Source organism: Pseudomonas sp. GW821-FHT09C09 (assembly GCF_059418105.1).
In genome coordinates this window covers 533,955-544,481 of record NZ_JBWKPF010000005.1, presented here as the reverse complement: position 1 = coordinate 544,481, position 10,527 = coordinate 533,955, and the positions used below count along the sequence as shown (strand labels likewise).

Below are 10,527 nucleotides of genomic sequence, written 5' to 3'. Positions count from 1 at the left end.
ACGAGTGTCTCTGATCGCTTCTGACCACTTCCGCATCGTTGTCGGCCTCGGCAAGAGCGGCATGTCCCTGGTTCGCTTCCTGGCGAACCGGGGCGTGGCGTTTGCGGTGGCCGATACGCGGGAAAATCCACCGGAACTGGCCACGCTCCAGCGTGACTATCCGCACGTGGAAGTGCGTTGTGGCGAGCTGGACGTCGAGTTCCTGTGCCGTGCCGACGAGCTCTACGTGAGCCCCGGCCTGGCGCTGGCGACCCCGGCCCTGCAAGCCGCCGCGGCCCGTGGCGTGAAGCTGTCCGGCGACATCGAGCTGTTCGCGCGTAACGCGAAGGCGCCGATCGTGGCCATCAGCGGTTCCAACGCGAAAAGCACCGTCACCACCCTGGTCGGCGAGATGGCGGCTGCGGCCGGCAAGCGCGTGGCCGTGGGCGGCAACCTCGGTACGCCGGCGCTGGACCTGCTCAGCGATGACGTCGAGCTGTACGTGATGGAGCTGTCGAGCTTCCAGCTGGAAACCACCGATCAACTGAACGCCGAAGTGGCGACCGTGCTCAACATCAGCGAAGACCACATGGATCGTTACAGCGGTCTGCCGGCCTATCACCTGGCCAAGCACCGGATCTTCCGTGGAGCGAAGCAGTTCGTGGTCAACCGTCAGGATGCGCTGACCCGGCCGCTGATGGGCGAGGGCCAGCCATGCTGGACCTTCGGCCTGACCAAACCCGATTTCAAGGCGTTCGGCCTGCGCGAAGAGAATGGCGAGAAATACCTGGCCTTCGAATTCCAGAACCTGATGCCGGTGCGTGAACTGAAGATTCGCGGCGCCCACAACCAGTCCAACGCCCTGGCGGCGCTGGCGCTCGGGCATGCGGTCGGTCTGCCGTTCGACGCCATGCTCGCGGCCCTGCGCAACTTTGCCGGCCTCGAACATCGCTGCCAGTGGGTGCGTGACCTGGACGGCGTCGGTTACTACAACGATTCCAAAGCCACCAACGTCGGCGCCGCACTGGCAGCCATTGAAGGCCTGGGCGCGGACATCAGCGGCAAGGTCGTGCTGATCGCCGGCGGCGACGGCAAGGGTGCCGAGTTCAAGGACCTGCGTGACCCGGCGGCGGCCCATTGCCGTGCCGTGATCCTGATGGGCCGCGACTCCGACAAGATCGGCGAAGCCATCGGCGATGCCGTGCCGCTGATCCGCGCCACCACACTGATCGACGCCGTCGAAAAATGCCGCGCCGCCGCCCAGCCGGGTGACGTGGTGCTGCTGTCGCCGGCCTGCGCCAGTTTCGACATGTTCAAGAATTACGAAGACCGTGGTCACCAGTTCGTCCGCGCCGTGGAGGATCTGGCATGAGCCTGCGAAACATCATCAAGCCGTATCCGTCGCCGATCATCACCGGGCGCGGGATCGACCTCGATTTCCCGATGCTCGCCGGTTGCCTGGCGCTGCTCGGCCTGGGCCTGATCATGATTGCTTCGGCATCCACCGAGGTGGGTGCAGTGCAGTCGGGCAGCGCTCTCTATTACATGACCCGTCACCTGATCTACGTGGTGCTGGGCCTGGGCGCGTGCATCGTCACCATGATGATTCCGATCGCCACCTGGCAACGCCTGGGCTGGATGATGCTGATCGGTGCGTTCGGTCTGCTGGTGATGGTGATCGTCCCGGGGATCGGCCGTGAGGTTAACGGTTCGATGCGCTGGATCGGCTTCAGCTTCTTCAACGTGCAACCGTCCGAGATCGCCAAGGTGTTCGTGGTGATTTACCTCGCCGGTTATCTGGTGCGTCGCCAGAAGGAAGTGCGCGAGAGCTGGATGGGCTTCTTCAAGCCGTTCATCGTGCTGCTGCCGATGGCGGGTCTGTTGCTGATGGAGCCGGACTTCGGTGCCACCGTCGTGATGATGGGTGCAGCAGCGGCGATGCTGTTCCTGGGCGGGGTCGGACTGTTCCGGTTCTCGCTGATGGTGGTGCTGGCGGTGGCGGCGGTGGTGTTGCTGATCCAGATGCAGCCGTACCGGATGGCGCGTCTGACCAACTTCGCCGACCCGTGGGCCGACCAGTTCGGCGCGGGCTATCAATTGTCCCAGGCCTTGATCGCCTTCGGTCGCGGCGAGTGGCTGGGCGTTGGTCTGGGCAACAGCGTGCAGAAGCAGTTCTACCTGCCGGAGGCCCACACCGACTTCGTGTTCTCGGTACTGGCCGAAGAGCTGGGCGCTGTCGGCTCGCTGTGCACCGTGGCGCTGTTCGTGTTCGTGTGTATTCGCGGCATGTACATCGGTCTGTGGGCCGAGAAAGCCAAACAGTTTTTTGCCGCTTATGTTGCCTACGGGCTGTCGTTCCTGTGGATCGGTCAGTTCCTGATCAACATCGGCGTGAACGTCGGCCTGCTGCCGACCAAGGGCCTGACCTTGCCGTTCCTCAGTTATGGCGGCAGTTCCCTGGTGATCTGCTGCGCCTGCCTTGGTTTGTTGCTGAGGATCGAGTGGGAGAGCCGGACCCACCTGGGCAGTGAAGAGATGGAATTCCATGAGAGCGACTTCGCCGAGGAGCCGAACCATGGGCGCTAACGTATTGATCATGGCCGGCGGTACCGGCGGCCACGTGTTCCCGGCACTGTCCTGTGCCCGTGAGTTCCAGGCGCGGGGCTACACCGTGCACTGGCTCGGCACGCCACGGGGGATCGAGAACGATCTGGTGCCGGCCGCCGGCCTTGAACTGCATCGCATCAACGCCACCGGCCTGCGCGGCAAGGGCAAGCTGTCGCTGCTCAAGGCGCCGTTCATGCTGCTGAAGTCGGTGTGGCAGGCGCGGGCGATCATTCGCCGCCTGCGTCCGGTGTGCGTGGTCGGATTCGGTGGTTATGTGACCGGCCCTGGTGGCATTGCCGCCAAACTGGCCGGCGTGCCAGTGATCGTTCACGAGCAGAACGCCGTGGCCGGCACCGCCAATCGGTTGCTGGTGCCGTTCGCCGCCCGGGTGTGTGAAGCGTTCCCCGACACCTTTACCCTGTCGGACAGCCGCCGTACCACCGGCAACCCGGTGCGCAGCGAGCTGTTCCTCGAAACACCGCGTGCGGCACTGGCCGGACGCAAGGCGCGTTTGCTGATCCTGGGCGGAAGCCTGGGCGCAGAACCGTTGAACAAGTTGCTGCCTGAAGCCCTGTCGCAAGTCGCTGCCGATTTGCGCCCGGAAGTGTTTCATCAGGCCGGCAAAAATCACGATGAAGTGACTGCAGAGCGCTACCGCGCCGCCGGCGTGGACGCGCAGGTGCAGCCCTTCATCAAGGACATGGCTCAGGCCTATGGCTGGGCTGACATCGTGGTGTGCCGCGCAGGTGCACTGACCGTCAGCGAGCTGGCCGCCGCCGGTCTGCCGTCGATGCTGGTGCCCTTGCCCCATGCGATCGACGATCACCAGACCCGCAACGCCGATTATCTGGCCCGCGAAGGCGCTGCCTTCCTGATGCCGCAAAGAACGACTGGTGCCGCGGATCTTGCCGCGCGCCTGACAGAGGTCTTGATGCAACCGCAACGACTCGAAGAAATGGCCCGAGCGGCCCGCCGTCTGGCAAAACCCGAAGCCACCCGCAGCGTGGTCGATACCTGTCTGGAGGTGGCCCATGGTTGAGAATCAGAAAGCCATGCCACAACCGGAAATGCGCCGCATCCGTCGCATCCACTTCGTCGGGATCGGCGGCGTGGGCATGTGCGGTATCGCTGAAGTGCTGCTGAACCTGGGTTACGCCGTGTCCGGCTCCGACCTCAAGGCTTCGCCGGTCACCGAGCGTCTGGAATCGTTCGGTGCACAGATCTTCATCGGCCACCGTGCCGAGAACGCCGCTGCCGCCGACGTGCTGGTGGTGTCGAGTGCCGTGAACACTTCCAACCCGGAAGTCGCGACTGCGCTGGAACGCCGTATTCCGGTGGTGCCGCGTGCCGAGATGCTCGCCGAGCTGATGCGCTACCGCCACGGCATTGCCGTCGCCGGTACTCACGGCAAGACCACCACCACCAGCCTGATCGCTTCGGTGTTCGCCGCCGGTGGCCTGGACCCGACGTTCGTCATCGGTGGCCGTCTGAATGCTGCGGGCACCAATGCCCAGCTCGGCACCAGCCGTTACCTGATCGCCGAGGCCGACGAGAGCGACGCCAGCTTCCTGCACCTGCAACCGCTGGTGGCCGTGGTGACCAACATCGACGCCGACCACATGGCGACCTACGACGGTGACTTCAACAAACTGAAGAAAACCTTCGTCGAGTTCCTGCACAACCTGCCGTTCTACGGTCTGGCGGTGATGTGTCTGGACGATCCGGTGGTGCGTGAAATCCTGCCGCTGGTGAAGCGTCCGACCGTTACCTACGGCTTCAGCGAAGACGCCGACGTGCGCGCCATCAATGTGCGCCAGCAGGGCATGCAGACCTTCTTCACCGTGCTGCGCCCTGATCGCGAGCCGCTGGACGTGTCCGTGAACATGCCGGGCAACCACAACGTGCTCAATTCCCTGGCGACCATCTGCATCGCTACCGACGAGGGCGTCAGCGATGAAGCCATCGTCCAGGGTCTTTCCGGATTCCAGGGTGTCGGCCGACGCTTCCAGGTCTATGGCGAACTGCCGGTGGACGGCGGCAACGTGATGCTGGTCGACGACTACGGTCACCACCCGACCGAAGTCGCGGCCGTGATCAAGGCTGTACGCGGTGGCTGGCCTGAGCGCCGTCTGGTGATGGTCTACCAGCCGCACCGCTACAGCCGCACCCGTGACCTGTACGACGACTTCGTCAATGTACTGGCCGACGCCAACGTGCTGCTGCTGATGGAAGTCTATCCGGCCGGCGAAGAGCCGATCCCGGGGGCCGACAGCCGCAAGCTGTGCAACAGCATCCGCCAGCGCGGTCAATTGGACCCGATCTACATCGAGCGCGGTGTCGATCTGGCGCCGCTGGTCAAGCCGCTGCTGCGTGCCGGCGACATTCTGCTGTGCCAGGGCGCCGGTGATATCGGCGGTCTCGCACCGAAACTGTTGAAAAGCGAGTTGTTCGCTGGTGCCGTGGCTGCACCGGTCGAGGGGAAGTTGAAATGACTGCTGCCTACGCCAACCTGTTCTCCACTATTGCCCCGAAAGACTTCGGCCGTGTCGCCGTGCTGTTCGGTGGCCTGAGTGCCGAACGTGAAGTCTCGCTGAAGTCTGGCAACGCCGTGCTTTCTGCGCTGCAAAGCGCCGGTGTGGACGCGTTCGGGATCGACGTCGGTGCGGACATTCTGCAGCGCCTGCTGAGCGAGAAGATCGATCGTGCGTTCATCATCCTCCACGGTCGTGGCGGTGAAGACGGCAGCATGCAGGGCCTGCTCGAAGTGGCCGGCATTCCCTACACCGGCAGCGGCATCCTGGCTTCGGCACTGGCGATGGACAAGCTGCGTACCAAGCAGGTCTGGCACACGCTGGGGATTCCGACGCCGCGTCACGCCGTGCTGCGCAGCGAGGCCGATTGTATTTCGGCAGCGACGGAACTGGGCTTCCCTTTGATCGTCAAACCGGCGCATGAAGGTTCAAGTATCGGGATGGCCAAAGTGAGTTCTGCGTCCGAGTTGATCGACGCATGGAAAGCGGCCAGTACCTACGATTCGCAAGTGTTGGTCGAGCAATGGATCCACGGTCCGGAGTTCACCATCGCCACCCTGCGTGACCAGGTGTTGCCTCCTATCGCCCTGGGTACGCCACACACGTTCTACGACTACGACGCCAAGTACATCGCCAACGATACCCAGTATCGGATTCCGTGCGGGCTCGATGCCGCCAAGGAAAAAGAACTCATGGACCTCACGGCGCAAGCCTGCGAGGCGCTGGGTATCGCCGGTTGGGGCCGGGCGGACGTAATGCAGGACGCTGACGGCAAATTCTGGTTCCTGGAAGTCAACACGGCTCCCGGCATGACCGACCACAGCCTGGTACCGATGGCGGCGAAAGCGGCCGGTCTGGATTTCCAGCAACTGGTCCTGGCCATCCTGGCCGCCAGTGTCGATGCCGATGGCCATAAAGAGGCGCGAGGTTAAGACCATGCAAGGCGCACAGCTCAGACATCAGCCACCCGCTCCCGGCCGCAAGCCGGTGCCGCGGGGTGCCAGCCGAATGGTGGCCAAAGAGCCGATGTCCGCGCGCCTGCCGAAAGCCAATTTCGGCTTTCTGAAAAGCCTGTTCTGGCCCGTGCTGCTGGTGGTGCTCGGGTTCGGTACCTACGAAGGTGCGCAGCGTTTGCTGCCGTATGCCGACCGGCCGATCACCAAAATCGCCGTGCAGGGTGACCTGAGCTACATCAGCCAGCAGGCGGTGCAGCAGCGAATCGCCCCGTACGTGGCGTCGAGCTTCTTCACCATCGACCTGGCCAGCATGCGCTCGGAACTGGAGCAGATGCCGTGGATCGCTCACGCCGAAGTGCGTCGCGTGTGGCCGGACCAGGTGGTGATCCGCCTCGAAGAGCAACTGCCCGTGGCCCGTTGGGGCGACGAGTCGCTGCTCAACAACCAGGGCCAGGCGTTCACGCCCAAGGAACTGGCGAACTACGAACACCTGCCACAGCTGTTCGGTCCACAGCGGGCCCAGCAGCAAGTGATGCAGCAATACCAGGTACTGAGCCAGATGCTCCGGCCGTTGGGCTTCTCGATCGCGCGCCTGGAACTGCGTGAACGTGGCAGCTGGTTTCTGACCACCGGTGCCGGCAGTTCCGGCCCCGGCATCGAGTTGCTGCTGGGACGCGGCAACCTGGTGGAAAAGATGCGCCGCTTCATTGCCATCTACGACAAGACGCTTAAAGACCAGATTACGAACATTGCGCGTATCGATCTGCGCTACGCCAACGGCCTCGCTGTTGGCTGGCGGGAACCAGTAGCGCCGACGACAGCCCAACCCGCTGTCGCAAAGAATTAAGAAGAGGCAGGACCCATGGCAAACGTGCAAAGCGGCAAAATGATCGTCGGTCTCGATATCGGCACCTCCAAGGTGGTGGCGCTGGTCGGCGAGGTTGCGGACGACGGCACGCTCGATATCGTCGGGATCGGTACCCATCCGTCCCGCGGCCTGAAGAAAGGCGTGGTGGTGAACATCGAGTCCACCGTGCAATCGATCCAGCGCGCGATCGAAGAAGCCCAGTTGATGGCGGGCTGCCGCATTCACTCGGCGTTCGTCGGCGTGGCGGGCAATCACATCCGCAGCCTGAACTCCCACGGCATCGTGGCGATCCGCGACCGCGAAGTCAGCTCGGCTGACCTGGAGCGCGTACTCGACGCCGCTCAGGCGGTAGCGATCCCGGCTGACCAGCGCGTGCTGCACACCTTGCCGCAGGACTACGTGATCGATAACCAGGAAGGCGTGCGCGAGCCGCTGGGCATGTCCGGCGTGCGTCTGGAAGCCAAGGTCCACGTGGTCACCTGCGCCGTCAACGCCGCACAGAACATTGAAAAATGTGTGCGTCGCTGCGGTCTGGAAATCGACGACATCATTCTCGAGCAACTGGCGTCGGCCTATTCGGTCCTGACCGACGACGAAAAAGAACTGGGCGTGTGCCTGGTCGACATCGGCGGCGGCACCACCGACATCGCGATCTTCACCGAAGGCGCGATCCGTCACACGGCCGTGATCCCGATTGCCGGCGATCAGGTGACCAACGATATCGCCATGGCGTTGCGCACCCCGACCCAGTACGCCGAAGAGATCAAGATCCGCTACGCCTGCGCCCTGGCCAAACTGGCCGGTGCCGGCGAGACCATCAAGGTGCCGAGCGTCGGCGATCGTCCGCCCCGCGAGCTGTCCCGTCAGGCCCTGGCCGAAGTGGTCGAGCCGCGTTACGACGAACTGTTCACCCTGATCCAGGCCGAACTGCGTCGCAGCGGCTACGAAGACCTGATCCCGGCCGGCATCGTGCTGACCGGCGGTACGTCGAAGATGGAAGGCGCCACCGAACTGGCCGAGGAAATCTTTCACATGCCGGTACGCCTCGGTGTGCCGCACGGCGTGAAGGGCCTGGACGACGTGGTGCGCAACCCGATCTATTCCACTGGCGTGGGCTTGTTGATGTACGGCCTGCAGAAGCAGTCCGACGGGATCTCGTTCTCGGGCATCGGCAGCCGCGACAGCTACAGCAACGATGAGCCGCAGGCGCCGTTGCTGGACCGTTTGAAGAAGTGGGTTCAAGGCAACTTCTAAAGCTTTACCGCAACACCGCAACAAAATGCAGTAGGCGAAAAAACTAGAGAATGTAAGGAGAGGGAAAATGTTCGAACTCGTAGACAACATCCCCGCAAGCCCGGTAATCAAAGTTATCGGTGTTGGCGGTGGCGGCGGCAACGCTGTCAACCACATGGTCAAGAGCAACATCGAAGGCGTCGAGTTCATCTGCGCCAACACCGATGCTCAGGCGCTGAAAAACATCGGCGCGCGTACCATCCTGCAACTGGGCACCGGCGTGACCAAAGGCCTGGGCGCCGGCGCCAACCCGGAGGTCGGCCGTCAGGCTGCGCTGGAAGATCGCGAGCGCATCGCTGAAGTGCTGGCCGGCACCAACATGGTGTTCATCACCACCGGCATGGGTGGCGGTACCGGTACCGGTGCAGCGCCGATCATCGCCGAAGTGGCCAAGGAAATGGGCATCCTGACCGTTGCGGTCGTGACCCGTCCGTTCCCGTTCGAAGGCCGCAAGCGTATGCAGATCGCCGACGAAGGCATCCGCATGCTCTCCGAAAGCGTCGACTCGCTGATCACCATTCCCAACGAAAAGTTGCTGACCATCCTCGGTAAAGACGCAAGCCTGCTGTCGGCTTTCGCCAAGGCTGACGATGTACTGGCCGGTGCCGTTCGCGGTATCTCCGACATCATCAAGCGTCCGGGCATGATCAACGTCGACTTCGCCGACGTACGCACCGTGATGAGCGAAATGGGCATGGCGATGATGGGCACTGGCTGCGCCAGCGGTCCGAACCGTGCACGTGAAGCCACCGAAGCGGCCATCCGCAACCCGCTGCTGGAAGACGTGAACCTGCAAGGCGCACGCGGCATCCTGGTGAACATCACCGCCGGTCCTGACCTGTCCCTGGGTGAGTACTCCGACGTGGGTTCGATCATCGAAGCCTTCGCTTCCGAGCACGCAATGGTCAAGGTCGGTACTGTTATCGATCCGGACATGCGCGACGAGCTGCACGTGACTGTGGTTGCCACCGGTCTGGGCGCGAAAATCGAGAAGCCTGTGAAGGTCATCGACAACACCGTTCACACCACCATGGCTTCCGCTCCGGTGCAACAACAGGCTCCTGCGCGTCAGGAACAACCTGCTGTGAACTACCGTGACCTGGACCGTCCGACCGTCATGCGCAACCAGGCTCAGGCCGGTGCTGCGACTGCCGCGAAGATGAATCCGCAAGATGACCTGGACTACCTGGACATCCCGGCTTTCCTGCGTCGTCAGGCTGATTGATGGAATGTATCAGGGCTATGAAGGTGATTGGTGTTCAGCAAAGGCTCGGTCTGCTATTATCGCCAGCCTTTGTTGATACCAGTTCGCAATTTGCGCTGAAGCGGCCCAAGCCATGATTAAACAACGCACACTGAAAAATATTATCCGTGCCACAGGTGTAGGCCTGCACTCCGGGGAGAAGGTCTACCTGACCCTCAAGCCTGCGCCTGTCGACACTGGCATTGTGTTTTGTCGCGCTGACCTCGACCCTGTGGTGCAGATTCCTGCCCGCGCGGAAAACGTCGGTGAAACCACTATGTCGACGACGCTGATCAACGGCGACGTCAAAGTGGACACGGTAGAGCACTTGCTCTCGGCCATGGCTGGCCTGGGCATCGATAACGCCTACGTCGAGCTCTCCGCGTCCGAAGTCCCGATCATGGACGGTAGCGCAGGACCTTTCGTATTCCTGATTCAATCGGCAGGCCTGGAAGAACAGGACGCCGCCAAGAAATTCATCCGCATCCTGCGTGAAGTGACAGTGGAAGACGGCGACAAGCGCGCCACTTTCGTCCCTTTCGACGGATTCAAGGTGAGCTTCGAGATCGATTTCGATCACCCGGTTTTCCGGGACCGCACCCAAAGTGCAAGCGTGGATTTTTCCAGCACTTCGTTCGTAAAAGAAGTCAGCCGCGCCCGTACTTTCGGTTTCATGAGTGACATCGAGTACCTGCGCAAGCACAACCTCGCACTCGGCGGCAGCGTTGAAAACGCAATCGTGGTCGATGCCGATGGCGTACTGAACGAAGACGGCCTTCGCTATGAAGACGAATTCGTGAAGCACAAGATCCTCGATGCAATTGGCGACCTGTACCTGCTGGGCAACAGCCTGATTGGTGAGTTCAAGGGCTTCAAGTCCGGCCACGCACTGAACAACCAGCTTCTGCGCAAACTGATTGAGCAGAAAGATGCCTGGGAAGTCGTGACGTTCGAAGACGCCAGCACTGCACCGATCTCTTACATGCGCCCGGTTGCGGCAGTGTAAGTAAAAAACCTCTCTAGTTTTTTGAAGGCCACCTTTGGGTGGCC

The 10,527-nt window shown here is 62.4% G+C and carries 9 protein-coding genes; all 9 read left to right on the top strand.

The features are described 5' to 3' along the window. Positions 1 to 4: 4 nt before the first annotated feature. The 9 genes from murD to lpxC all read left to right on the top strand — a co-directional run bounded on the left by murD (position 5) and on the right by lpxC (position 10,483). Complete coding sequence (gene murD / locus AC07NR_RS19065) at positions 5 to 1,351, top strand: UDP-N-acetylmuramoyl-L-alanine--D-glutamate ligase (RefSeq protein WP_114885424.1); 1,347 nt, start codon at positions 5 to 7, stop codon at positions 1,349 to 1,351. Continuing rightward, on the top strand, positions 1,348 to 2,565 hold the full coding sequence (gene ftsW / locus AC07NR_RS19060) for a putative lipid II flippase FtsW (RefSeq protein ID WP_085709351.1): 1,218 nt from the start codon (positions 1,348 to 1,350) through the stop codon (positions 2,563 to 2,565). The genes murD and ftsW overlap by 4 nt, the downstream gene beginning before the upstream one ends. Next, a complete protein-coding gene (murG, locus tag AC07NR_RS19055; protein ID WP_085709352.1) occupies positions 2,555 to 3,625 on the top strand; it encodes an undecaprenyldiphospho-muramoylpentapeptide beta-N-acetylglucosaminyltransferase in 1,071 nt (356 codons plus the stop codon). The genes ftsW and murG overlap by 11 nt, the downstream gene beginning before the upstream one ends. After that, positions 3,618 to 5,078, top strand: a complete 1,461-nt coding sequence (gene murC, locus AC07NR_RS19050; protein WP_085709353.1) for a UDP-N-acetylmuramate--L-alanine ligase — start codon at positions 3,618 to 3,620, stop codon at positions 5,076 to 5,078. Before murG ends, murC begins: the two co-directional genes overlap by 8 nt. After that, the gene (locus tag AC07NR_RS19045; protein ID WP_248739345.1) at positions 5,075 to 6,049 is read left to right on the top strand and encodes a D-alanine--D-alanine ligase; all 975 of its coding nucleotides are present in this window, start codon (positions 5,075 to 5,077) and stop codon (positions 6,047 to 6,049) included. Before murC ends, AC07NR_RS19045 begins: the two co-directional genes overlap by 4 nt. 4 nt (positions 6,050 to 6,053) lie before the next feature. Further along, on the top strand, positions 6,054 to 6,920 hold the full coding sequence (locus AC07NR_RS19040; protein WP_248742697.1) for a cell division protein FtsQ/DivIB: 867 nt from the start codon (positions 6,054 to 6,056) through the stop codon (positions 6,918 to 6,920). 15 nt (positions 6,921 to 6,935) lie between these two features. Further along, a complete protein-coding gene (gene ftsA, locus AC07NR_RS19035; protein WP_065261511.1) occupies positions 6,936 to 8,195 on the top strand; it encodes a cell division protein FtsA in 1,260 nt (419 codons plus the stop codon). 67 nt (positions 8,196 to 8,262) lie between these two features. Beyond that, positions 8,263 to 9,459, top strand: coding sequence for a cell division protein FtsZ (ftsZ, locus tag AC07NR_RS19030; protein ID WP_085709356.1), 1,197 nt, complete (start codon positions 8,263 to 8,265; stop codon positions 9,457 to 9,459). A 112-nt stretch (positions 9,460 to 9,571) separates the two neighbouring features. Beyond that, entirely contained in the window at positions 9,572 to 10,483 is a 912-nt protein-coding gene (gene lpxC, locus AC07NR_RS19025) for a UDP-3-O-acyl-N-acetylglucosamine deacetylase (protein WP_065261513.1), read from the top strand. The last annotated feature ends 44 nt before the right edge of the window (positions 10,484 to 10,527 follow it).